The sequence below is a fragment of the Arcticibacter eurypsychrophilus genome (assembly GCF_001730525.1).
GTDB lineage: Bacteria > Bacteroidota > Bacteroidia > Sphingobacteriales > Sphingobacteriaceae > Arcticibacter > Arcticibacter eurypsychrophilus.
In genome coordinates, this window is the sequence record NZ_MDFN01000001.1 from 249125 (window position 1) to 273924 (window position 24800).

At 37.7% G+C, this 24800-nt stretch carries 16 protein-coding genes; 9 read left to right on the forward strand and 7 right to left on the reverse strand.

Annotated features, from left to right (window positions below; translation table 11 throughout):
- Positions 1-277 precede the first annotated feature (277 nt).
- The 4 genes from BFL47_RS01105 to BFL47_RS01120 all read left to right on the forward strand — a co-directional run bounded on the left by BFL47_RS01105 (position 278) and on the right by BFL47_RS01120 (position 5644).
- Positions 278-898, forward strand: coding sequence for a helix-turn-helix domain-containing protein (locus BFL47_RS01105; RefSeq protein ID WP_083256921.1), 621 nt, complete (start codon positions 278-280; stop codon positions 896-898).
- Positions 899-1012: 114 nt separating this feature from the next.
- Positions 1013-4288 carry an ATP-binding protein gene (locus BFL47_RS01110; protein ID WP_069657942.1) on the forward strand — a complete coding sequence of 1092 codons (3276 nt, stop codon included), beginning with the start codon at positions 1013-1015 and terminating at the stop codon, positions 4286-4288.
- Positions 4288-4722: a response regulator gene (locus tag BFL47_RS01115; RefSeq protein ID WP_069657943.1), complete on the forward strand. Its 435-nt coding sequence runs from the start codon at positions 4288-4290 to the stop codon at positions 4720-4722. The genes BFL47_RS01110 and BFL47_RS01115 overlap by 1 nt, the downstream gene beginning before the upstream one ends.
- Before the next feature lie 124 nt (positions 4723-4846).
- Complete coding sequence (locus BFL47_RS01120; protein WP_069657944.1) at positions 4847-5644, forward strand: ice-binding protein; 798 nt, start codon at positions 4847-4849, stop codon at positions 5642-5644.
- Positions 5645-5965: 321 nt separating this feature from the next.
- Here BFL47_RS01120 and BFL47_RS01125 read toward each other — a convergent pair whose 3' ends face one another.
- Entirely contained in the window at positions 5966-8695 is a 2730-nt protein-coding gene (locus BFL47_RS01125) for an alpha-L-rhamnosidase (protein WP_069657945.1), read from the reverse strand.
- Positions 8696-9020: 325 nt separating this feature from the next.
- Between BFL47_RS01125 and BFL47_RS01130 the strand changes: the two genes are divergently transcribed.
- Genes BFL47_RS01130 through BFL47_RS01140 form a run of 3 tightly spaced genes read left to right on the forward strand, consistent with a single transcriptional unit; the run spans position 9021 to position 11836 of the window.
- Positions 9021-10157, forward strand: a complete 1137-nt coding sequence (locus BFL47_RS01130; protein WP_069657946.1) for a Re/Si-specific NAD(P)(+) transhydrogenase subunit alpha — start codon at positions 9021-9023, stop codon at positions 10155-10157.
- Positions 10154-10441: an NAD(P) transhydrogenase subunit alpha gene (locus tag BFL47_RS01135; RefSeq protein ID WP_069657947.1), complete on the forward strand. Its 288-nt coding sequence runs from the start codon at positions 10154-10156 to the stop codon at positions 10439-10441. Before BFL47_RS01130 ends, BFL47_RS01135 begins: the two co-directional genes overlap by 4 nt.
- A gap of 3 nt (positions 10442-10444) precedes the next feature.
- Positions 10445-11836 carry an NAD(P)(+) transhydrogenase (Re/Si-specific) subunit beta gene (locus BFL47_RS01140; RefSeq protein ID WP_069657948.1) on the forward strand — a complete coding sequence of 464 codons (1392 nt, stop codon included), beginning with the start codon at positions 10445-10447 and terminating at the stop codon, positions 11834-11836.
- A 34-nt stretch (positions 11837-11870) separates the two neighbouring features.
- On the opposite strand, the gene BFL47_RS01145 is transcribed toward BFL47_RS01140, so the two are convergent.
- Positions 11871-12080: a hypothetical protein gene (locus BFL47_RS01145; RefSeq protein ID WP_069657949.1), complete on the reverse strand. Its 210-nt coding sequence runs from the start codon at positions 12078-12080 to the stop codon at positions 11871-11873.
- An 874-nt stretch (positions 12081-12954) separates the two neighbouring features.
- Between BFL47_RS01145 and BFL47_RS01150 the strand changes: the two genes are divergently transcribed.
- Both BFL47_RS01150 and BFL47_RS01155 read left to right on the forward strand, forming a co-directional pair.
- Entirely contained in the window at positions 12955-14994 is a 2040-nt protein-coding gene (locus tag BFL47_RS01150) for an ice-binding family protein (protein ID WP_069657950.1), read from the forward strand.
- A 90-nt stretch (positions 14995-15084) separates the two neighbouring features.
- Positions 15085-17019, forward strand: coding sequence for an outer membrane beta-barrel protein (locus BFL47_RS01155; RefSeq protein WP_069657951.1), 1935 nt, complete (start codon positions 15085-15087; stop codon positions 17017-17019).
- Positions 17020-17263: 244 nt separating this feature from the next.
- On the opposite strand, the gene BFL47_RS01160 is transcribed toward BFL47_RS01155, so the two are convergent.
- From BFL47_RS01160 to BFL47_RS01180, 5 genes are all read right to left on the reverse strand, one after another.
- The gene (locus tag BFL47_RS01160) at positions 17264-18493 is read right to left on the reverse strand and encodes a DUF2264 domain-containing protein (protein WP_069657952.1); all 1230 of its coding nucleotides are present in this window, start codon (positions 18491-18493) and stop codon (positions 17264-17266) included.
- A 176-nt stretch (positions 18494-18669) separates the two neighbouring features.
- Complete coding sequence (locus BFL47_RS01165; protein WP_083256923.1) at positions 18670-19821, reverse strand: glycoside hydrolase family 88/105 protein; 1152 nt, start codon at positions 19819-19821, stop codon at positions 18670-18672.
- A 9-nt stretch (positions 19822-19830) separates the two neighbouring features.
- A complete protein-coding gene (locus BFL47_RS01170) occupies positions 19831-21144 on the reverse strand; it encodes a BNR repeat-containing protein (RefSeq protein ID WP_069657953.1) in 1314 nt (437 codons plus the stop codon).
- A gap of 194 nt (positions 21145-21338) precedes the next feature.
- Complete coding sequence (locus tag BFL47_RS01175; protein ID WP_069658037.1) at positions 21339-23648, reverse strand: beta-galactosidase; 2310 nt, start codon at positions 23646-23648, stop codon at positions 21339-21341.
- Positions 23649-23793: 145 nt separating this feature from the next.
- Positions 23794-24795, reverse strand: coding sequence for a glycoside hydrolase family 43 protein (locus BFL47_RS01180; RefSeq protein WP_083256925.1), 1002 nt, complete (start codon positions 24793-24795; stop codon positions 23794-23796).
- Positions 24796-24800 lie beyond the last annotated feature (5 nt).

Below are 24800 nucleotides of genomic sequence, written 5' to 3' on the forward strand. Positions count from 1 at the left end.
ACACACCTAATAATCATAAAATAGAATTCTATAGTTTTCTTTGTTGCCATATGTCTAAGATTAGAAATAAAATTAATGAATATTTTACGTATTAATCCAAAGAAATTACCAAGCGTACTGGTAGTCAAACACATCTTAAAAGCAAGCTATTTTATAAATATAAGCCGTACAAATACGTATTTCCTTCAAATGAGGCAATTAGATTGTATAATCCTTCCAAGAATTAAGTAGTATTGACTGAATTTCCATAATTTAAAAAACTACCATTTAATAAAAAATGAAACTACACATCAAGAACATGGTTTCGGTTCGCTGTAAAATGATTGTCAAACAAGAATTAAAAAAGCTTGGTCTTCATTTTATAATAGTAGAATTAGGAGAAGTGGAAATTATGGAAAACATCAGAGGCGAGCAGTTAGAGCAGGTAAAAATCGCTTTGCTTCAGTCTGGACTCGAACTATTGGATAACAAAAGATCGGTTTTAATTGAAAAAATTAAAAACACGATTGTTGACATGGTTCATACAGATGGGTTGATTAACATGACTTTTTCTGATTATTTAAGTGGCAAATTGAATCACGACTATACCTACCTGGCAAATTTATTTTCGGAGATACAAGGCACTACCATTGAGCAATTTATCATTTCGCATAAAATTGAACGGATAAAAGAGCTCATCATTTATGATGAATTGAATATCACTGAGATTGCCTGGAAAATGAATTATAAAAGTGTAGCGCATTTATCAAACCAATTTAAAAAAGTAACAGGATTATCACCCTCTCATTTTAAACAATTGAAGGATAGAAGAAGAAGTCCCATTGAAGAAATTGGATACCTGGGATCACAATCGTCAATTATTTCAGACGAGCTGCCTGCAACTGATTTAACAGATTGATAGATCTAGTTCAAAAACCTCAAAATTCCGTCAGAATTGACAGTACTTTTAAATCAATCAATTACCCTCATTAAGCTCTTACATTATATAGAATAGCAATTGTTCAAACAGAAAATGGTAAAAATTAAATCATCGGAAGAAGGCGCATTATTAATTGCCAGGAAGGAACTTGCCTTTCAAAAAGAAGAAAAGGAAAAGTTAGCTGCTGAGTTGGTTATTGCACGTAAAGAAGTTGCTTTTCAGAAAAAAGAGAAGAGTAAACGGGCGGCGGAGTTAGGAATTGCGAATAAAGAACTAGTTTTTCAGGATGAAGAAAAAGAGAAACGGGCAGCTGAATTAGGTATCGCCAACAAGGAGCTCGCTTTTCAGGATGAGGAAAAGGAAAAGCGTGCAGATGAATTGATCATTGCGAATATAGAACTTGCTTTTCAAGATGAAGAAAAGGGAAAACGAGCTGCTGAGCTGGATATAGCTATTATTGAACTCGCTTTTCAGGATGAGGAAAAGGAAAAGCGGGCAGCTGAGCTGATTATTGCTAATTTAGAGTTGGCCTATCAGGATGAAGAAAAAGAAAAGCGGGCAGCTGAGCTGAACATTGCCAATGAAGAACTCATATTTCAAAATGATGAAAAAGAAAAACGGGCGGCTGAATTAGGCATTGCCAACAAAGAACTTATATTTCAGAACGATGAAAAAGAAAAACGGGCGGCTGAACTAATCATAGCCAATAAAGAACTGGTATTCCAAAATGATGAAAAAGAAAAGCGGGCAGCTGAATTAATTATTGCCAACAAAGAACTGGTATTTCAAAATGATGAAAAAGAAAAGCGGGCGGCTGAACTGATCATTGCCAATAAAGAACTTTTGTTTCAAACCGGGGAAAGAGAAAAGCGGGCTGCAGAGCTCATCATTGCCAACAAAGAACTGGTATTCCAAAATGGCGAAAAAGAAAAAAGAGCTGCGGAACTAATCATTGCCAATAAAGAACTGGTATTTCAGAATAACGAAAAAGAAAAAAGAGCAGCTGAATTAAGTATTGCCAACAAAGAACTGGTATTCCAAAATGAAGAAAAGGAAAAACGAGCAGCTGAATTGATTATTGCCAACAAAGAACTGGTATTTCAAAATGATGAAAAGGAAAAGCGGGCAGCAGAGTTATTCATAGCCAATAAGGAGCTTTTGTTTCAAACAGGTGAAAAAGAAAAACGGGCAGCAGAATTAGTTATCGCTGATATAGAACTTGCTTTTCAAAATAAAGAAAAAGAAAAGAGAGAGATTGCAAATAAAGAGCTCGAAGCTTTTAGCTATTCTGCGAAGCTGGCGTCTCAATATTCTTTGAGTTTAATAGAAGCCAGTCTTGATCCTTTGGTTACCATCAGCACTGAAGGTAAGATTACAGATATGAACCAGGCAACTGTAAATATTACAGGTATAACACGCGAAAAATTAACAGGCACTGACTTCTTCGATTATTTCACAAAGCCTCAAAAAGCGCGTGAGGTTTATCAGGAAGTATTCGCAATAGGATCTGTAGCTGATTTCCCGCTTACGTTACGCCACAAAGATGGCAAATTAACAGACGTACTTTTCAACGGTTCTGTTTATAGAGATGATAAAGGACAGGTACTGGGGGTGGTTATTGTTGCCAGGGATGTTACGGAGCAAAAAAGAATTGCTACTGAATTAACCGAGGCTAAAGTGTTTGCAGAGCTGGCAACAGGGATTGCCGAGAAAGCAAAAAGAAAAGCAGAAAGTGCAACGGGAATAGCGGAAGAGGCCGTAAAATCGAAACAACAGTTTTTGTCTAATATGAGTCACGAAATCCGTACGCCAATGAATGCAATAATTGGATTTACAAAGGTGGTTCTTAAAACAGATTTATCTATCAAACAAAAAGAATATTTAACAGCCATAAAAATCAGTGGTGATGCATTAATTGTATTGATAAATGATATACTCGACCTTGCAAAAATAGAAGCCGGAAAAATGTCATTTGAGAAAACACCTTTTAAAATGGCGGCATCCATATCATCTATGCTTCATCTTTTTGAAACAAGAATCCAGGAGAAGAATATAGAATTAGTTAAAGAATACGATAGCAATATTCCAGATGTGTTAGTGGGTGATCCGATCAGGTTACACCAGATCATCTTAAATTTAGTAAGCAATGCAGTAAAATTTACAACAGACGGCTTGATAACAGTGAGTGTTTCCAGGATGGCAGATGAAGATTCTGATAGTGTTAATATTAAATTTGCAGTAACCGATACCGGCATCGGAATAGAGAACAATAAACTCGACCGCATATTTGAAAATTTTCAGCAGGCATCCAGTAACACCTCGAGGTTATTTGGCGGAACCGGCTTAGGACTTGCCATAGTTAAACAACTAGTTGAACAACAAGGTGGAACAATTAGTGTAGAAAGTAAAATTGATAAAGGTTCAACATTTAGTTTCATTTTAAGATTTCAAAAAACTAAAGTAGAAGCAGAATTAAAAATTGGAATAGTGGAACTGGATACTAAATTTAAAGATATTAAGATACTGGTTGTAGAAGATATTGCTCTTAATCAGTTACTGATGAAAACCTTCCTGGATGATTTTGGATTTGAAAGCGACATTGCACCTAATGGAAAAGTTGCTATTGAAAAATTAGCAGAACAGAACTTTAGTGGATCTGCCAAACCTTACGATATTGTTTTAATGGATCTGCAAATGCCGGTAATGAACGGATTTGAAGCTACTGAATACATCCGTAACAAAATAAATTTCACAATTCCTATCATCGCGTTGACCGCGGATGTAACAACAGTTGATTTAGCAAAATGTAAAGCTGTTGGCATGAATGATTATATTGCTAAGCCAGTTGACGAACAACTACTGTATAGTAAGATAATTGAGTTTGTGAAGAAACCAACGTTGAATTTAAGTGGCATGGAGGAGATTTCCGCTGTTGGAGAGCCATTCAGGTTCCCTACTATTGAGCATACTAAATCAGTAAAATGCATAGATCTTAGTTATTTAGTTAAACGAACCAGATCTAATTCGAAATTAATTGTTGAAATGATTTCTATATATCTGGAGCAAACCCCCATTTTAATTGCCACTATAAATGAAGGATTAAAGGATAAGGACTGGAACTTATTAAAATCTGCTGTACATAAATTGATCCCGTCATTCTCCATTATGGGGATGGATAAGAATTATGAAGAGCTTGCAAAGGAACTTCAGGAATGTGCACATTTGTCTGCCTGTACGAAAGCGGAAGGGAATGAGATATCTAACACTTTACAGATCAGCAACTTAGTTTTACAGCTTGAAAACGTATGTTTACAAGCTTGCAAGGAACTAAATATTGAGCATAATTACTACGTTAAAAACAATGATTAATGGAAACTAAGCATAAAATAAAAATTTTTTTAGTAGATGACGACACTTTCTTTTTAAAGTCCCTGGAGATAGACTTCCTTCAAGATGCTGAATTTGAAATAGTAACATACATTACCGGTGAGCTCTGTGTAGAAAATTTATCGCTCAACCCTGATCTTATCATTTTGGATTATCATCTTGATGGCATTCAAAAAAACGCAATGAATGGCATAGAAACACTTGATAAGATAAAAGCTTACAATGAAGGCATTACGGTTATCATGCTTTCTTCTCAAGACAAAATAGAAGTGGCCGTGAACTGTATGCATCATAAGGCGTTCGATTATATAGTTAAAAGTGAAACGGCATTTTTTCGCTTACAAAAGACAATTGATAAGGTTCAACAGTTTAAAAAAATGGAAAAAGAATTAAACTGGTACATGGAAAGAATGTAAAGCGCTTAAACCCTTATTGCTAAATGTGGGAATTACGCAACTTATTGTCATAATTATGCAACAGTTATTACTGTTTAAGCATGCATTTTTGTGGTGTGATAATGTTGTCACCTAGTTTAGTAATATGAAACGTAATTTATTTATACCAGTCATTGCAATGTTGTTGTTTATTAGCATAGGAGGTTGTCAAAAAGAGCAGGACAACGCTACTGATACTATATTGACTTCCGCTCAAAGCAATATCTCAGAAAGAATAACTTCCAATTTAGTTGCAATAAAGGGAGTGGATTTAGGGGTTGCAGGTAACTTCGCCATTTTGTCTAAAACTGGTATAACCAGCGTCTATAAGTCTACTATTACTGGCGACATTGGAACAAGCCCTATTACAGGTGCAGCAATGGTAGTTAGCTGTGGAGAAGTAACCGGAAACGTATTTTCTGTTGATGCTGCAGGTCCTGCATGCAAAACTACAAGTGCAACCATGTTAACTGCTGCCATTGGCGATATGCAAACTGCCTATACAAATGCTGCAGGTCGTATCAACCCAGACTTCTTAAATTTAGGTGCAGGAACTATTGGAGGCAAAACTCTAACACCTGGTCTTTATAAATGGACAAGTTCTGTAAAAATCCCAACTGATATAGCTATTGCAGGTGGTCCAAACGATATATGGATTTTTCAGGTTGCTGGCACTTTAAATGTAAGTTCTGGTGTTAGAGTAACTCTAAGCGGAGGTGCACAAGCAAAAAATATTATCTGGCAGGTATCTGATGCCGTTACTTTTGGAACAACAAGTCACTTTGAAGGTGTTATTTTGGGTAAAACAGGAATTCATTTAAAAACTGGCGCTTCTATAAATGGAAGATTGCTGGCACAAACTGCTGCTACTTTACAAATGAGCACCGTTACTGAACCACAATAGATATAATGATTTAATAATAATCAACCTTTTCTACAATAAAAGCTTGATTACTTTATTACAGAATTGTTAAAATCTTAAAGATTCGATAGTCTCAAATCACCAAGATTAGTATGCTGTTAATAAAATTTTGAGTACAAGCCGTGAACAGTTCGAACCTTCGTTCTGCCACGGCTTCTTATTGATATGTTGTTGCAGAACTTAACAGGTTCAGGTGCTACTTACACATTTGACCTTATAGCAATCATATGAAACAATTAGGCTTAAACCTTAATCATATCTTTGAATGGCAAAACACCTTGCTTTGCTATCAAAAGATAATTTTCACAATTGACTTGTAAAATTGTACTTCCCTGATCCTACTTTTACAATACGATATCCGTCCATTACTGATTCAGTTTTATCCGTTTTATCTATTAGCAGTTTTTTTCCATTTATAGTAACCTCACCATCTTTCATGGAAGGGATATAAACGGTTGCTGATGAATTGACTGGTATTTGAATATCCATCTGTACTACCCCGGCCTCAACTTTCCAATGTGATTTTATAGTGCCGTAATTTGTATTGTAATCCGCATTAGCAAAAGTTAGCCCTCCTCCTATTGTAGGTTTAATAATGATATTCTTGTATCCGACACCATCTTGTTTGGTATCAATTCCAGCAATAACCCGGTACATCCAATCACCAATTGCACCATAGGCATAGTGATTATAGGAATTCATGGAGGGTTCTTCAAAGCTTCCATCCGTTTTAATGCCGTCCCATCTTTCCCAGATAGTAGTGGCTCCTAACTTAACCGGATATAACCACGATGGATAAGTCTCCTGCAACAATAACTTATAAGCTAAATCAGCGTAGCCAAACCGGCTTAGAACCTTACATAAATAAGGAGTACCTAGAAAACCTGTAGTCAAATGATTTCTATAACGATCTATGTTTTTAGCAAGACGTTCAGCAGCTTGTGGACTTAACGTTTCAGGCAGCATGTCAAACTCCAAAGCTAATATATAAGCAGTTTGCGTGTCAGATGAAATCAATCCATTTGGAGTTACATACTCTTTAACAAAAGCGGTTTTAATTTTGGTTAGTAAGGTGGAATAGTACTGTTCATCCGCTTTATTGCCTAACACTTTTGTCGTATTAATAAGAAGTTGAGTGGAGTAAGCATAAAAACACTGCGCAATCAGGAATTTACTGGTAATAGCCGAGCTACCATCATTGTCATTATTTACGCTGTAAAATAGCCAATCGCCAAAATGATTACCGGAACTCCAAAGGTCATTCTTGGACTGTTTTTGTATATAGTCAACCCAAGCTTTCATACTTGAATACTGCTCTTCCAGGATTCGTTTATCTCCATAAACAAGGTACATATTCCATGGTATAACGGTTGCAACATCACCCCAACCTGCACTGCCTCCTACCTGATTATGTCCATCCGTAAATATATCCGGCACTATGTATGGAATGCTACCATCCGGATACTGATCTGCAGCTACGTCTTTGAGCCATTTACTGAAAAAATTATGAACATCCATATTAAACGATGCTGTACGGGAAAATACCTGAGCATCTCCTGTCCATCCCAAGCGTTCATCCCTTTGCGGACAATCTGTAGGTACGTCTAAGAAATTTCCTTTTTGTCCCCATACAATATTATGTTGCAACTGGTTAAGCAAGGGATTGGAACAAGAGAATGTTCCCATAACCTTCATGTCGGAATAGATGGCTATTGCTGTAAAATCAGCCGGATTAAGTTCTCCTGTAATACCCTCTACTTTCACATAGCGGAAACCCTGCCAGCTGAACTGGGGTTCAAAAGTCTGTTTGTTTTTCCCTTTTAAAATATAGGTGTTTTGAGCTTTCGCTGAACGTAAGTTCGCGGTATAGAAGTTGCCAGCTTTATCCAGCACTTCTGCGTGTGAAATTTTTATTGAATCGCCATCGTGTCCCTGAAGTTCAACCTTTACCCAGCCAACAAGATTTTGTCCAAAGTCTAAAACTTTTTCACCGCTTGGGGTTAAGATGACTTTAATGGGTTTAAAGACTTCGTGCTTGGTAACGGGTTCATTGTACGTTGCTATCAGGTTATTTTTAGGAAATGATTGTACATTTACACCGCTCCATTTTTGGTCGTTGAAAGATGCTGTAGACCACCCTTTCTGTTCCAGGCGGGCATCAACTACAGATCCGTTGTAGATTTCTCCTGATCTCAAAGCTCCTGTTGACGACTTCCAGTTTTCATCAGAAACAATAAGCTGCTCAGATCCATCGGTATAAAGTATTCGTATCTGCAATAGGAGCCCTAAATCATTGCCGTAAAAATGAGGCTTTGGATTATCGGGGCCTAAAGGACTCCTGTACCATCCGCTTCCTAGTGTAACTCCTATTGCATTTTTACCATCAGTTAAGAGTTCCCTTACATTGTAAGCCTGATATTGCAATCTTTTATTATAACTGGTCCATCCTGGTGTTAGGTATGCATCGCCTACTTTATGCCCATTTATTTCTGCTTCATAAAATCCATGCGCAGTGATATAAGCCGTAGCTTCCTTAATGGTTTTGTTTAAAACGAAACTTGTTCGGAGTAAAGGCGCTGGAGTATAAACAGCCTCCTTATGTTCAGGGCCAATCCATTTTGCTTTCCAGTCTGTTAATGAAAGTCCCATCTTCCAAAAAGATTGTGGACTCCAATCAGACACTTTACCATAATTATCCCAGACTCTAACCCGCCAATAATAACTATGCCCAGATGCTAAGGCCTTTCCTTTGTAAGGAACATATACGGACTGATCAGATTTTACCTTGCCACTTGACCAAAACACAGATTCGTTCTGATCAGTAAGAGCCGTTGTGTTGACCTGAATTTCGTATGCTTGCTGAAAGACGTTTTGCTTGTTAGTTTCGATCAGCTGCCAGCTAAAACGAGGCTCAGGCGAATCAATACTCATAGGATCTTTCAAATTTTCTATTAAAAGATTATTAACAGTGACTTGTGCAATACTGTTGTTTTGTATAAGCAGATAGCAAGCGAAAAAAAGAACTTTTTTCATAATTATAATTGGCTTTTTAATTATGTGGTTAAAGTACTATTAATTATTAAGTTTCCAAGTGCTAAAAGGTTTTATTATTGATTAAAGATATATAGATACTGACGTTTTGTTTTGACATTTGTACAATTTTAAAATTCTATTGGGCGCAAATTACAAGCGGGGCTAATAAAGAGATCATGGTTACAAATTACATAAATAAACTACTAACAAGGTTAAACCACTCATTATCCAACTCATTTAAAAAAGTGGCTTGAATCATTTTTTACATAGATTATTCATTTTACTTTCGTTTCATCATTATTAACCAGATTAAATACCATTTCACTTGAAAATTGCTGTTGTTAAAGAGTGCAAAGAACCCGAGAAACGGGTAGCACTTACTCCAGATAGTGTTAAATCACTTGTAAAAGCTGGATTTGAATGTCTTATTGAAGCGGGTGCAGGTTTAGCAACCGGTTTTTACGATTCTACTTATGAAGCTGTAGGTGCACGTGTTTATTCAGATAAACAAACCCTTTTAACTGAGGCGGATGTTCTTTTGAAGGTAAATGCCCCCTTGGTTGATGAGTTATTGCTCCTTAAAGAAAGCTCTATAACCATATCTTTTCTTTATGGTTATACTGTTCCCGAAACAATAGAGACTCTGTTAGTAAAGAAGATATCGGCATTTGCTATGGATGCTGTACCACGTATTTCGCGTGCACAAAAAATGGATGCTTTAAGCTCCCAGGCTAATCTTGCAGGGTATAAAGCTGTGTTATTAGGTGCAAATGCTCTTGGTAAAATATTTCCATTAATGATGACAGCTGCGGGTACAATAACACCTGCACGTGTATTAATTTTTGGTGCCGGAGTTTCAGGTTTACAAGCAGTGGCTACAGCTAAACGTTTAGGTGCGGTGGTTGAAGTTACTGATGTTCGTGCCGAAACAAAGGAGCAGGTAGAGTCATTGGGAGGAAGGTTTCTAGAAGTGCAGGCCCAAGGGGTTCAAACAGAAGGAGGTTATGCTAAAGAAGTTTCTGCAGAATACCTTCAAAAACAAAAAGAACTTATTGTTAAACATATTGCTGAGGCTGATATCGTGATTACTACGGCACTTGTGATCGGGAAGAAAGCTCCTGTTTTGGTGACTGAAGATATGGTTAAGAGTATGAAACCTGGTTCTGTAATAGTTGATATGGCTGTAGAAAGCGGGGGAAATTGCGCGATAAGCGAACTTAATTGCACCGTAATCAAGCATGGTGTTACCATTATTGGTGAATCTAACCTGCCGGGAATGGTTTCGGTCAATGCGAGTGAACTTTATGCAAAGAATATTAGTACATTATTATTGCATCTTGCAAATAAAGAATCCTTTAAATGGGAAATGGAAGAGGAAATTACAAAAGGCTCCCTCATTACCCATCAGGGCGAAGTTGTCCATCAGTTTACTAAAGAAATTTTAAATAAGAATAAAGCATGAATGCAGAAACCTTAATAATACTGTTATATGTGCTGGTACTTGCCAGCTTTGTGGGCTTTGAGCTGATCGCTAAAGTTCCACCTACATTGCACACCCCGTTAATGTCGGGATCTAATGCCATTTCGGGAATTACTATTGTTGGAGCAATAGTCGCTGCAGGCCCTGCAGGCCTTCCTGTTAGTAAAATATTAGGTATAGCAGCGTTATTCCTTGCTACCTTAAATGTGGTTGGAGGATATGCGGTGACTGACCGCATGTTAAGGATGTTTAAAAAGAAAAAATAGCACATGGATCTTAAATTAATTATACAGGTTTCTTACCTGCTTGCTTCTATATTGTTTATTGTGGGCATTAAGATGCTTGGAAAAACAGCAACAGCACGACGGGGAAATATACTGAGTGCTGTAGCCATGCTTATTGCCGTTTTGGCAACCTTACTCGATTCGCAGGTATTAAGTTTTACCGAAATTTTTATCACCATTTTAATCGGCTCTGCTGTTGGTACCTATGCGGCTCAAAAGATTAAGATGACGCAAATGCCGGAGATGGTAGGTATATTAAATGGTTTTGGAGGTGCTTCATCTGTTCTTGTTGCCATTTCTGAATATTGGAAACAAGCACATAACAGTGGCTTAACAATGGATGCAATCGTTGCAGTAACAGTTGTTTTAAGTGTGATCATTGGTTCGATAACCTTTACAGGATCTATGGTGGCATTTGGTAAACTGAGAGGATTGATTAACGGCCATGCCATTGTTTTTAAGGGACAACATTTAATTAATGCGATGATTCTACTTATCATACTTGTATTATCGGTGCTTGTTGTAATAAACCCCAACATAGAAGTCTGGATGATGGGTATTTTATTTTTAGGCTTGCTTCTGGGGGTACTTGTCGTGATACCAATTGGAGGTGCAGATATGCCGGTAGTGATCTCGCTGCTGAACTCTTATTCAGGGGTTGCTGCTTGTACAACAGGATTTGTGCTCAACAATCAGGTATTGATTATAGCCGGTGCTCTTGTAGGTACTTCTGGCATAATTCTGACACAAATAATGTGTAAAGCCATGAATCGTTCTTTAGCGAATGTATTAATGGGTGGATTCGGTCAGACAGTAGGTACATCGTCTACAAGTGGTGAGGATATTGTTGTTAAAGATATAGGGGTGGAAGAAACAGCCATGCTTTTTGACTCTGCCTCCTCTGTTATTATAGTTCCAGGATATGGTATGGCTGTGGCTCAAGCGCAGCATGTTGTAAGAGAACTGACTGATTTGCTGGAGAAAAAGAATATATCAGTAAAATTTGCCATTCACCCTGTAGCCGGACGTATGCCAGGACATATGAATGTACTTCTTGCCGAAGCTAATATTCCGTATGATAAATTAATTGAGATGGATGATATTAACGATGAATTCGCAAATACGGATATCGCTTTAATTATCGGCGCAAACGATGTGGTTAATCCAGCTGCTCATACCAATCCTCAAAGTCCTATTTTTGGCATGCCAGTATTAAATGTTGATAACGCTCGCACTGTAATCGTTTGTAAAAGAAGTATGAATGCAGGGTATGCTGGCATTGAGAATGAGCTATTCGGCTATCCTAACTGCCTGATGCTATTTGGCGATGCTAAATCAACAATGGCAAAAGTAGTAGGGGAACTGAAGGAGCTCTAGATTTAATGTTTGTATTGCAAACAGTTTGTATTATTTAACCGTTCTTTTCAGGAAAGTCTGTTTCCTCCTGATTTTTTTCTATTTCCGCGTCAGTGTCATTGTCCTTAATAACTTCCAATGCTAAAGGAGTTAATTCGGTATTTTCACCAATTGTATCATCTCCTGTACTAGCTGTATCATTCCTTTCCTCTTCTGTACCTACATTCTCTTCAGGCACCTGGTTATTGATTTCTTGATTTTTCATAAGTAAGTTTTGTAATCAGAGAAGAATTTTTAATAAATTTTGTTTCAAAATGGACTAATTTTACTTCATAAATAAAAAAGGTTATACCTAATGGAAACAGACAATCAAATGGCGCCTGCTGTTCTGGTTGGAGCAATTATTTGTCCAGAAGATAAACAGTTTGCTTTTATTCATGTATTTTGATCATAGGAGAAAGAAAAAGGATACTTCTTTTTTCAAAAACTGAAGTAATAAAGAAGTTTAAAACTTGGGTTAGGTAGAAACAAAACCAGTAGAAGAGTTACTGGCAAATATTCAGATTATCAAAAAAGATGCTTTCTTTGCAATCAATGTCTATGGATACCGAATTAAATTAAGTGTCACCAAAAGTGCATTTTTTATTTCTTAGAAGTATCATTATTTATACAGTATTTCACATAAAGAATACAATTAATCCTATAAAGTGAGCATTTTATTTTCTAGCGATATAATATTCCAGCTAGTATTATATGGGGTTGAAAAAAAATAAGATTGATGCTTTAATCCTAAAAGTGCCTTGTGCTCATGCCAAACCTTCATTTTCTTAAAAAAAAGATTTGAATTCACACCGCTTCAACTAATAAAGTAAGAAGTTCAAAATTAGGAGGCACGTGTTTTGTAAATGGTTAGTCAACATGATATGCTATATTATTAATATTTTAATTCTTGGTTGAACCTAATTTGAGAGGCTTACTTAAACGCACTCGGCCATCTCAATCAGGCAAAATAAACAACTACACTTATAGGAGAAACATAAAAATCTCATAGCTTTTCAAAAGCTTAGTTAGTACTCCTATCATTCTCGTTTATAGCATTCAATTCTTCACGAATAAATACACAATAAATAAATAACATTATGAACAAAAAAGATACTTTGACTATAAGTAGTTACAAAGTAAAACAAAACAAGCATTATTCAAAAACATATAATATTATATGTTCACTGATTGTACTGTTAGCAGTTTTTACAACAGGGTGTAAAAAAGACGATTTCGATGGAGAAATTACAGGAGTATGTCCGGTAGTAGTTTCCACAGACCCAATGGATAAAGCAGTTGATGTTGTCACTAATAAATTGATTTCAGCAACATTTAATACGGATATGGAATCTTCAACAATCAGTAAGACTACATTCACTATTAAAGAGGGCACAACATTTGTTTCAGGAACTGTTTCTCCTACAGAAGATGGTAAATTTTTTACATTTGACCCAGATGTAGACCTTTTACCTTTTACTACCTATACGGGTACTATAACTACTGGAGCGACCGATACATTACGTACAGCAATGGTAAGTGATTATGTATGGACATTTACAACTATTCCCCGAGTAACTTTATCAGAAAATCCAACTTTAAGTGGTACAACTGCTGGAGGAGGAGATTTTGCTCAAGGTTCCTTTGTAACAGTTACCGCAGTTCCAGAAAGTGGTTTCACATTTGCAAATTGGACTGACAATGGAACTGTTGTTTCAACAAGTTCAAGCTATCAGCTTACAATGGCAGGAAATAAAGCTTTAGTAGCTAATTTTACCGAAGTAACAGCTGGAAATTTTGCTATTAGTCTTGCATCAAGTCCTGCTGCAGGTGGAACGACAAACGGTGCAGGTTCATTTGCTGCTGGTACGCCAGTAACAGTAACTGCCACTCCAAATGTTGGTTACACCTTCGTTAACTGGACAGAGGCCGGAGCAATCGTATCCCCTAGTTCAAGCTATTCTTTTGCCGTTAGTAGAAACAGGTCATTAGTAGCTAACTATACTCTGATTCCTGTTGCACAACTTGCTGTTGTATTATCATCATCTCCCCCTGCAGGTGGTACAACTACTGGAAATGGTTCATACACTGCAGGCGCATCGGTAACAGTTATAGCTACTGCGAACAATGGTTATACATTTACAAATTGGACTGACAATGCCACTAAGGCAATTGTTTCAACAAGCTCAACTTTCATATTTCCGATAAGTGTAAACACATCATTGGTTGCAAATTTCGCGCTTAACAGCTACACATTAAACGTAACTGCGACTAATGGATCCGTTGTTAAGAATCCTAATCAGCCGACCTATAACCATGGGTCTACAGTTTCATTAACAGCCACACCAAATCAAGGCTATATATTTTCATCATGGAGTGGAGACGCTACTGGCTCAGCGAACCCATTAACTGTGATCATGAACTCAAATAAGAACATTACTGCTAATTTCATTCCAGCGCCTACTGTTGGTCCAGCACCAATAAATCTCGGATCATCAGCTGACTTTGGAATATTAACTAAGTCAGGTATTTCAACTACTGGAGTAACTGTAATTAATGGCAATATAGGAGTAAGTCCTGCTGCTGCTACTGCGATTACTGGTTTCGGTTTAATAATGGATTCTAATAATCAGTCGTCAACATCTCCTATTGTAACAGGGAAAGTATATGCATCTGACTATGCTGCTCCTACTCCTGCCAAAATGACGACAGCTGTAAGTGACATGGAAACTGCATTTACTACAGGAAATAATCTGGTAACACCTGCACCAATAGTGGCATTGTACGCAGGAGATATCAGTGGAAGAACATTACCTGCCGGCTTATATAAATGGAGCACAGGAGTTCTGATAACAAATGCAGGCGTAACGCTTGAGGGTGGTCCTAATGATGTATGGGTATTCCAGATAGCACAAGACCTAACCGTTAATAGTGGTATTATCACTTTGAAGGGCGGAGCACAAGCAAAGAATATCTTTTGGGTAGTATCAGGACAAGCCATTCTAGGTACAAACACAGATTTCAGCGGTAATATCTTAAGCAAGACGCTGATTTCCCTTAATACAGGAGCTAAAGTTACAGGAAGGTTACTGGCTCAGACAGCCGTTACGCTTAATACTTCTACTGTTATTAAACCTTAATCCCTTAAAGGACAGGATACTGATTTTTACCCCCCTAAAAAGGGGGGATATTATAGCTCAAATAACTAAAATAATTTAAACAAAATTTCTATGTTACCCATAAATAAACTAACACAAAGATTCACCATTTGCTCCTTGATGCTATTTCTTGGCCATATGACGATTCAAGCGCAAACAACTCAACCAACCTGGTGGTTTGGTGTATCCGGAGCAGCAAATTTCAATTTCTATGACGGCACAACCCAAAGGTTAAACAATACATTAATTGCACCTACTGCCTTTCATGACGGTTTTGGAATACGTCCCTACGGCTCATTCCTGATAGAATATCGCCCCGCTAGCGCTCTTGGAGTTATGCTGAATGTAGGCTATGATGGTCGTGGAGGTAAGTTTGATGATGTTATTGCTCCCTGCAACTGCCCAGCCACATTAGAAACCAACACAAGCTATATCACTGTAGAACCTAGTTTACGTTTAAGGGTTGCTTCTTCTAATTTTTATTTATTTGCAGGACCACGTGTGGCCTTCAACTTAAATAAAGATTTCTCCTACACCCAACTTAGACAACCGGATACTGATTCCGAACTAAGTGAGATGCGAAAAACAGTGGTATCAGGTCAGATTGGTGCAGGTTATGATTTTGATATATCTTCTCCAAACAGCCGTACCAAAATAAATCTATCACCATTCGTTTCTTTCCATCCTTATTTTGGTCAGGATGCCCGTGATATAGAAAGCTGGTCTATCACTTCGGTAAGAACAGGTATCGCTCTAAAATTTGGAAGAGGAGAAAAGGATGCTATTGCAGATGCTCCAGTCGCAGTTCCTGTAACGGATGTTATTTTCACTGTTCGTGAACCTAAGGAGATATCCTTAAACCATCAGATAAGTGAAACTTTACCATTGCGTAATTCTGTGTTTTTCAATCCAGGATCATCTGAAATTCCATCCAGGTATGTACTTCTTTCAGCAGATCAGGCTGGTAATTTTAAAGAAGAGCAATTACTTAACGAACAGTCAGCTAATACAAATGGACGATCTGCCAGACAATTAAATGTATATCACAATATCCTGAACATCTTGGGTGATCGTATGCGTGCCAATCCTACTACCTCTATAACTCTGGTTGGTGCTTCAGCCAAAGGAAAAAAAGAAGGCAGAGCATTTGCAGAATCGATCAAAGAATATATGGTTACCTCTTTTGGAATTGATGGTTCAAGAATCACTACCAACGGACGGACAGAACCAGTAATTCCTTCTAAACAACCTGATGGAACCAGGGAACTTGCACTTTTACGTGAAGAAGATCGCAGGGTTGATATTCAAAGCACCTCAGCTGAATTACTTATGGAAGTAGGCGGCGGAATGATGAAGCCAATCCAAATCAATGCATCTCAGGTAGATCCACTTGACAGCCATGTTATCTTAAATGTAAAAGGAGCTGAAAAGCAACTTAAATCATGGTCTGTAGCGCTTACTGATGCTAATGGAATAGTTCAAAATTACGGACCATTCACAAAAGATCAGGCAAGTATACCAGGTAAGACTATCTTAAATAATAGTCAGGAAGGAACCTACCAGATTGCTATGAATGGAGAAACAAAAGACGGACTTCCAGTTAAAAAAGAAAGTTCTCTTCATTTAATCAGTCAGAAGGAAACTATTGAAAAGAGCTTCCGTTATAGCATATTGTTTGATTTCAATAAATCAAATACAGTAGCTTCCTACGAAAAGTTCTTAACTGATGTCGTTTCGCCGTTAATTACTTCAGGCTCTACTGTGATTATACATGGTCATACTGACGTTATTGGAGATGTAACATATAACACTACTTTATCTCAAAGTAGGTCTGAGCAAACTCAAAACAGTATTGAGCGTGTATTATCAGGTTCAGGTGTTACAAATGTAAAGTTTGAAACATCAGGTTTTGGTGAAGATTTGGATCACGCACCGTTCGAAAACAATCTTCCTGAAGAACGTTTTTATAACAGAACAGTTGTTATTGACATTATACCTGCCATTTAGTATTTAAAACAAGCAAAAAACAGATAAGGCGGAAAATCTTTCTCCTTATCTGTTTATTGCTTGTTTTTATATTAACCAATTACTAATGGTCTTTGCCCTACCATCCGCGATGTCCAGGCATAGCGTATGGGTCAGATAGTAATAATCCCCTACCCATACCAAATCAGGGTCAAAAAACTCTTTGTAAAACAACGGATTTATAAATGTTCAAAATAATCATGGCGTATAAATCGTCAGTTAGGTATTATTTTAAGTCTAAAGCATGATCTGCCGGAGTATCCTGTCCGTTCCAAACCTTTACAGCTGTCCAAGGCAATGAAGGTGCCGACCAGAACTCATCTGTATCTGGTAATCCCAGAGGCAATAATATATCCATACACAGGTACAAACTCCCTGTAGTGATATAAAAATCGCCTAACTCTGGCTGATTTCCATAAAGACCAATAGTCAACCAACCATCTTTAGTTAAAGTAGCTGGCGACTCAAATGTTTTATGGATCACTGCAGATAAAGCGCCTCTTACCTGAGCTGCAGGAAGAGAAACAGGCAACTGCTTTCTATAAGCCATATCAGCCAAATGATGAAAAGCTCCCCCACGATAAGTAATGGAGCGGCCAATAACAGGAAAACTCCCATCTGCATTAATAAGCCTTTCCAAAATCTCAGCATAACGTTTACTGATCTGATCAAACTTTGGTGTATACCAATTATAGCGACCGTTCTTCTTATTTACAGTTTCTAATATGGCAGCCAAATAAGGTTGAATCACATAGCTATTGTAATAATCCAGACTAAATTGCATACCATCCGAGAACATTCCATCACCTGTATACCAATGCTGAGCAAACTCCCTTACGCCATATTCCACTCTCACTTGATCATACTCTATATTATACTTACAAAAGAACGCTTCTATCACCCCTGAAAATAAAATCCAATTGGAGTAAACAGGTACAGTACTTCGGGTTGTCAGTAATGCTGTTACTACCTGATCTTGTACATTTTTATCAAGATGTTGCCATAACCAGGGACAACGTATCATTCCAAGAGCAAAAAATGAAGCATCTACAAGAGGTTGTCCGCCATTCCAAACCATATAATCTTTAGCAGATGGATTTACTGCATTCGCTATGGCTTTTAATGTCCATTCCCGATATTGTTTACGCAACGCAACCTCTTCCTTAGAACCTCCTTCCAGATTTAAGAAAGGAGCAATTCCACTTAAAGTCCTTCCAAAAGCTTCCAGATAAGCCACTTTTGTCCGTTGTTCTTTATTATCAATATGTGTAGATAACGTAACAGGCATTTTTTCTTTCAATTTGTCATTTGCCAAATTAAAAATGACTGGTCGTGCTACCCTATCCAGATGATCTAACCAGAATTTTCTACTGTCAACAGGTTCAGTTCTTTTATTCTGTGCTTGTGTGGCAGATGTAAGACAATAAAACACTAAAAATAATCCAATGACTTTCACGCTTTTAAATTTGATTGATTGAAAAAACTGAATATTTTAAAATCGAATATCGTTAAGTAGCTAACTAAAGAACAACTTAGGAACACAATATTGTAAAATTCCTAAGAACACGCTATTTCTAAATTCACAGAAAGCATAACATCCTTTCAGTCTCTTTTTTTTGCCCTTCCAGACGATTAAGGCTTGCTCACATAGCGATACATTTCACAGGATGCCAATAAAAATGCCCCTACTCCAAAATTAGCAGTAGAATTTTTATCAACCACCTGTCCGGGTATTGCCCTTTCACCAATTGGCTGAACATAACCTATTTTACCATCCTTTTGTAAGGCAGTTTTAGTCAGATAACCCCAGCTTTTACTTACAGCGGGTATATATATTTTCTCTTTCAGATATCCATTGTTAATCCCCCATAACAAACCATACGTAAAAAAAGCTGTTCCACTCGTTTCAGGTCCGGGTGCATGTGCCGAATCAAGCATACTTCTCGTCCAGTATCCTTCGGCTTGCTGAGATTTTAAAATTGCTTCAGCCATGCCCTTAAATTTAGCAATATACTCCTTTCGATGTTTATCATGCTTCGGAAGATCTTTTAACACCTTAGCCAGACCGGCAAAGACCCATCCATCCCCACGTGCCCAAAAATCTTTTTTACCGTTTGCACTGGTATGTTTCGGATAAACATATTTTGCATCCCTGTAGTACAACTTTTCTTTAGAATCATACATGATGCTATTCGCGTAATCGAAATACTCATGTAGCTTTTCCAGATACAACTCATTCCCGGTTATTCTATACAGTTTCGTCATCACCGGCATAACCATATAGAGACCATCTGCCCACCACCAATAATCGTGATGAGATGTACTCATCTCATATTCCATAACTTCAATAGCTCTAGCGATCTTCTTTTCATCCTTATTGATTGCATATAGATCTGCATATGTTTGAAAACAGATCTGCCAGTCACCAAACAGTACATGTTCATCCGTTTCGCCATAGGTCGATTTCCATTGTGATTTATCGGGTGACTTTGCTCCCATCCATTCGTTTTTTTCTGCCCATTCTTCAGAGTAACGGAGATAACGCTCTTCTTTAGTTAAGAAATAAACCTCCATATTTCCAGTATGATAAGCAGCAGGATCCCAGAATGCCCGATCCTGAACAGGATTTGCAGATTGCCAGTAATCATTTACCCCCCTGATGATTTCAAGCACCTGAGCTCCTGGATCTGTTACTTTGGCTTTATGAGTTTGTGCATATAGGGTGTTCACCAGCAATGTACTTGTCAAAATAAGCATATACAGGCCAATTATGTTCCTTTTCATATAGTAAATTTAGTTTATATCGGTTTCAAGCACCTGAACTGCAGAAGGAGGAACATCAGCCTTGCCCTCTCCGTCAACCTGCTCGACCCGCTGAACAAAAATATGCAGCTTATGCTGTTTTTTCCATAGTTCGGTATCATAAGACGGTTCCCAGGAATCAACTGGCAATAACGATAAATCTTTAATCCTCCATTCCGGTTGTTGTAAATCCTTGCAAATCGCGATGGAAACCTTACTTCCCCGCTCTTCATCACGAAATAACAAGGCAAGAGTCGTTCTTTTCCCTTTATTTAAAGCAAATACCTGCGGACGTGAAATAGGAATCCTTTTTGTACCACCACCTTTTAAAGAAAATGGAATCTGCCTAAACCCTAAATTCAAATCTTTCCATAATGTTCCATCATGGTATATAATATGATATTGAGGAATCGCCGATCCAACAATTCGGTAATAAGTAGCAATAAAAGGATTTCCCTTTGAGTCCGCAGTCATAGAAGTCTGATTGATCAGCTCACTGTTTTGCGGAATTTTACTTGCATATTCAGCACTTACTGCTGTAATTGGTAATATATATTTTTCACTTGTAGACTTTTCCCATGTTTTCCCTCCATCTTTAGAACGGGCATAACACATGTCGTGATTGCTGGCAACATCAGGACTTTCTCTCCATACCCAGGAAATATGTATTGTTCCCTGCTGATCAATATTTGCCTGCCAGTATGCATTTCGTTTACCTTCTCCATCAATCAGGTCACTATGCAATTGCGACCATTTTTTCGATGCCGTATCATACCGGTTAATCACCAAATTTCCTTTACCGGATTGTCCATTGCGATAAAAGAACAACAAGTTACCATCTTTCATGGTATAAAACTCAGGATAAGCCACCTTTTCCTCCAACGAACCAGCCATAGGTAATTTTTCAGTAAGCTCTAATGAACCAGGACTTATACTTCGGCAATAGCGTAAGGCATTATCATGATGATCCCAGGCAATATGCAAATAGCCCTCTCCATCCACTATGATGCTGATTGTATTATGCGCATCAGAAGTATTTCCCTGATAGCGTGTCTGTTTTAACTTCCATTTTTTCGTACCCAGTTTTCTTTTACCTAGTACTACATACCGGTCCTTATCATAGAAAGCAATATATTGTGTCAGCTTATGAGTAACCAATGAGTTCTTTCTGAATATTACAGCATTCACAGAGTTGTTTGCCCAGCCATCAGCAACGGAAACCACCTTAACCTTACTGATACTTTGTGCATATAAGGTTGTGGACAAGAACAATGAAACTAAAAAGACTACTACTATTCGAATCATATCATTATTAGGATTAAATGCCTATAAGGGCTTTCGTTCCAATATTTAATTTCAATTTGAGCAAAATCAAGCTATTGGAACAAATATCCTAAATTGGGCAGGTTTACAAGTCGCAAAGTAGCAAAGCTTACTCATTAAACCAGGGGGTATATTCATAATGAATAAGGGGTAAATAAGTCAATCCAAATTTCAGATTATTTAATCATGAAAGGCGTTTTAGAAACATATAAATTATACCCTTTCACCCTTCCTGCACTATTTTTTATACGGGGAAGATAACGAAAGCCCGAAACACTTGAACTTTTACCAAGATCTATCACTACCTGATGAGGTTGCCCAGGTTTTTCTTTACTGTATTGCGTATGCCAAAAAGTAGTTGGTTGATTATCCATCAGCAAACTTGCTAAGCCATTCTCTTCCCCAAACTCTTCACTATCAGCATACACAATGGTGTAATCTTCACGAGGGATATCCGCTCCTTTCGCATCAGTAATTCTTAATTCAGCAATGCTTGTAAAAGGCGAATCTTCATAAGCTGCTGTACTCTCCAAACATATATACCTACCTGAAACCAGCGCAGATAGCTTCACTTCCTGCCATCCCTCTTTGTTCTCCAAAAGGCCACTTTTAACCTTTTGCTTATTGACTAACTGAATGCGCTGTCCAGCACGGCTATGCATCAGTGAAGAATCCACTTCCGTTGACCATATCTGGTGTTTGATCCCTGTCAAACTAAGTTTTTTAGGAGTTCCCATCTCCAAAACCTTAATCTCATTCTTCCCTTGATTTAACCAGCAACCGGGAACATATAACGTTTGTTGAGGGCCAATAAACCAGTAGCGTCCTATTAAACGACCATTTACCCATAAAAGCCCTTTATCCAGATTTCGCGTATCAATATATGTATCCCCTACTTCAGAAACATCAAACGCTGCGGTATACAAATGCGGGTATCCTTCTTTGATAGCAGAAGCTTTAAACTGATCAATATTAGTTAAAGGCAACGTGTAATGTTGCCAGCTCTTTAATTCCTTCCCATTGATATACACCCCTTCAGTAATCCCTTTCCTTTCCTGATCAATGGCATTTCCAAAGTTAACACGTGCCTGGTGTTCCACTAAGATCTCCAGCCGATGTTTACCCTTACCGGCAGTAAAAGGCAAGGCTGATTGATTAAGCCTTCTGTCCAATGTTCCAATCTTTTTACCATCCAGATATATAGTTGCCCTATCCATTACCCGCTTAATCAGCAGGGTTCCTTTTAATACCCCGCTAAATTCGTGCGCATATAAAATCAGTCCTGATGTCTGATCAAGAGCTTCCATATTTTGAGGAGTATCAAATAGCTTCGCTTCAGGAAGATTATCTTCCAATGATGCATAAGCCTTCAGCTGAATTTCAGGTATCTCAATTTTCTTTATAGGCACAGGCAACTCTGGTAAATCCAAATCCGGAAACTTATCCAGTATCACTTTTCTAAAAGCGAAGTACTTATCCGTAGGTTCCCCATTTTCATTGAGTAGCGCATCATAATCATAACTAGTCGTATAAGGAGTATAATAATTGTTGCCCCCATTTGCACCTGCAAAAAAGCCGTTACTGGTTCCTCCATGAAACATATACAAATTAACAGAGACCCCATTATCAATCATCCACTTAAAGTCATCCAGTTTTTCCTTTACCGTATGTACTTCATGCTTTCCACCCCAGTAATCAAACCAACCTGTCCAAAATTCCGAATTGAACCTTGGTGCATCAGGTGCATACTTTTCGAATATAGAAAAGTTCTTTTGTGCATCACCTCCAAAATTAATGGAAGGCATCACACCATCAATATGAGCCTTGTCAAAATAATTCTTTCCGGCCCAATCACAATGGAATAAAGGAACATCTACACCTGCGTCTAGAAGTGTATTTTTTATCCCATTCAGATATACTTTATCACCAGCGTACACGCCGTACTCATTCTCCACCTGAACCATGAGTACATTACCTCCGTTCGTAATTAGGGATCCTTTAATCTGCTCAACCGCTTTACGAAGATAAGTCAAAGTCTGTGGCATATAGTTTGGGTCAGATGACCGCATCACAACGTTCTTTTTCTTCAATAACCATGCGGGAAGTCCCCCAAGATCCCATTCTGCACATGTATATGGGCCAGGACGAATAATCACCCAAAGGCCTTCTTCTGCGGCCTCTTTACAAAATTCTGCTACATCCAGGGTTTCACTAAAGTTATATTGTCCTTCTACAGGTTCATGGGCATTCCAAAACATATAGGTACAAATGGCATTTAGCCCCATAGCTTTCGCTTTTTTAAAGCGGTCCCGCCAGTAAGGGCGCGGCACCCGGGCATAATGCATTTCGCCAGAGATAATTTGAAAAGGCTTACCATCGAGTAAAAACTCATTTTTACCAACCGCAAAGGTGTGTTTAGCTGTTTGTGCGAACGAATGATTTATCAGCAGGCTGGTCAGAACTAAAAACAGATATTTCTTTAACATAATTTTATTTCGCTGAAAAATGAACATTGAAATTACTATAATCTAATTGTTTCCATTTAACCTTGAAATTGACTTGCAAGAGCCAAGAAAAAACCAAACATATTTCTTAAATTTTCATTGTACTGAATTTATAAATAAGTGTTTATTACAGTATAGTTTTTTTAAACCAATCTAAGTTCCATTGATCCATCCATTCTATTTTTACTTGACCTTCGATAAATTGAACAGGTAACCAAATATAACGGCTATCCATTAAATCTTTAGGATTCCATTTGTCAGCAATAAAAATAAATGCATCTTTTTTACCAACCAAAGGTAATACATATGTAGACTGGCCACCAAATGTCGATTTCGCATTCGGTCCTTTCATTGGATCACCCATAAGCTTCCACGGACCAAACAAATTATCAGCCATATGCACACTTGCTTCATTCGGTGCCCATCCTGTACATCCACTGGAAACTAAGTAATACCTCTTTTGATATTTAAAAATGGCAGGTGCCTCCCGTTGTCTTCTAAAGAGAAGTTTATCTTCTTTCGTTGCTTTAAGGTAATCATTTGTAAGCTTTGAAATACGCATATTCATATTTTCATCAGAAGAGTAGATATGGTATGCAGAACCGTCATCATCTACAAATAAATTCATATCTCTGGACATGTTGCCATTCGGACGGAAGCTATCTACGAATTTATATGGACCAGTTACTTTATCACTTACTGCAACCCCTACCTTTGCTGCAGCATACCCTTTTCCTTTTAATTCCAAATGAAACCACATCACATACTTACTCGTTTTCTTATTATAAATCACTTTCGGACGTTCTATAAGACAACCTTCCGTAATCTCACTTTCAGAATTCTTGTCCGGAGATAATGCAACACCTTCATATTTCCAGGCATACAAATCTTTAGACGAATACACTGTTACTCCTTGAGAGACCTGCTTCCCTCTTTTTTCTCCAAACCAATAATACTTTTTATTGGCATAAAGTATCCCTCCGCCATGGGCATTGATCAATTGACCATCCGTATCATGCCAAAGTTCTGATGGCTTAAAACTTTTTTCCATTTTTTGCTGAGCATACGCAGAGGTCAAAGTAACCATTGCCCCCAGCATCATTAAAAAGCAAAGTGTGTGTTTTCTCATTTGTG

What these genes read in the sequence shown, in the direction of transcription:
- BFL47_RS01105 (WP_083256921.1), top strand. Translation starts at nt 278, where the DNA reads ATGAAACTACACATCAAGAACATGGTTTCGGTTCGCTGTAAAATGATT.
- BFL47_RS01110 (WP_069657942.1), top strand. Translation starts at nt 1,013, where the DNA reads ATGGTAAAAATTAAATCATCGGAAGAAGGCGCATTATTAATTGCCAGG.
- BFL47_RS01115 (WP_069657943.1), top strand. Translation starts at nt 4,288, where the DNA reads ATGGAAACTAAGCATAAAATAAAAATTTTTTTAGTAGATGACGACACT.
- BFL47_RS01120 (WP_069657944.1), top strand. Translation starts at nt 4,847, where the DNA reads ATGAAACGTAATTTATTTATACCAGTCATTGCAATGTTGTTGTTTATT.
- BFL47_RS01125 (WP_069657945.1), bottom strand. Translation starts at nt 8,695, where the DNA reads ATGAAAAAAGTTCTTTTTTTCGCTTGCTATCTGCTTATACAAAACAAC.
- BFL47_RS01135 (WP_069657947.1), top strand. Translation starts at nt 10,154, where the DNA reads ATGAATGCAGAAACCTTAATAATACTGTTATATGTGCTGGTACTTGCC.
- BFL47_RS01140 (WP_069657948.1), top strand. Translation starts at nt 10,445, where the DNA reads ATGGATCTTAAATTAATTATACAGGTTTCTTACCTGCTTGCTTCTATA.
- BFL47_RS01145 (WP_069657949.1), bottom strand. Translation starts at nt 12,080, where the DNA reads ATGAAAAATCAAGAAATCAATAACCAGGTGCCTGAAGAGAATGTAGGT.
- BFL47_RS01150 (WP_069657950.1), top strand. Translation starts at nt 12,955, where the DNA reads ATGAACAAAAAAGATACTTTGACTATAAGTAGTTACAAAGTAAAACAA.
- BFL47_RS01155 (WP_069657951.1), top strand. Translation starts at nt 15,085, where the DNA reads ATGTTACCCATAAATAAACTAACACAAAGATTCACCATTTGCTCCTTG.
- BFL47_RS01165 (WP_083256923.1), bottom strand. Translation starts at nt 19,821, where the DNA reads ATGAAAAGGAACATAATTGGCCTGTATATGCTTATTTTGACAAGTACA.
- BFL47_RS01170 (WP_069657953.1), bottom strand. Translation starts at nt 21,144, where the DNA reads ATGATTCGAATAGTAGTAGTCTTTTTAGTTTCATTGTTCTTGTCCACA.
- BFL47_RS01175 (WP_069658037.1), bottom strand. Translation starts at nt 23,648, where the DNA reads ATGTTAAAGAAATATCTGTTTTTAGTTCTGACCAGCCTGCTGATAAAT.
- BFL47_RS01180 (WP_083256925.1), bottom strand. Translation starts at nt 24,795, where the DNA reads ATGAGAAAACACACACTTTGCTTTTTAATGATGCTGGGGGCAATGGTT.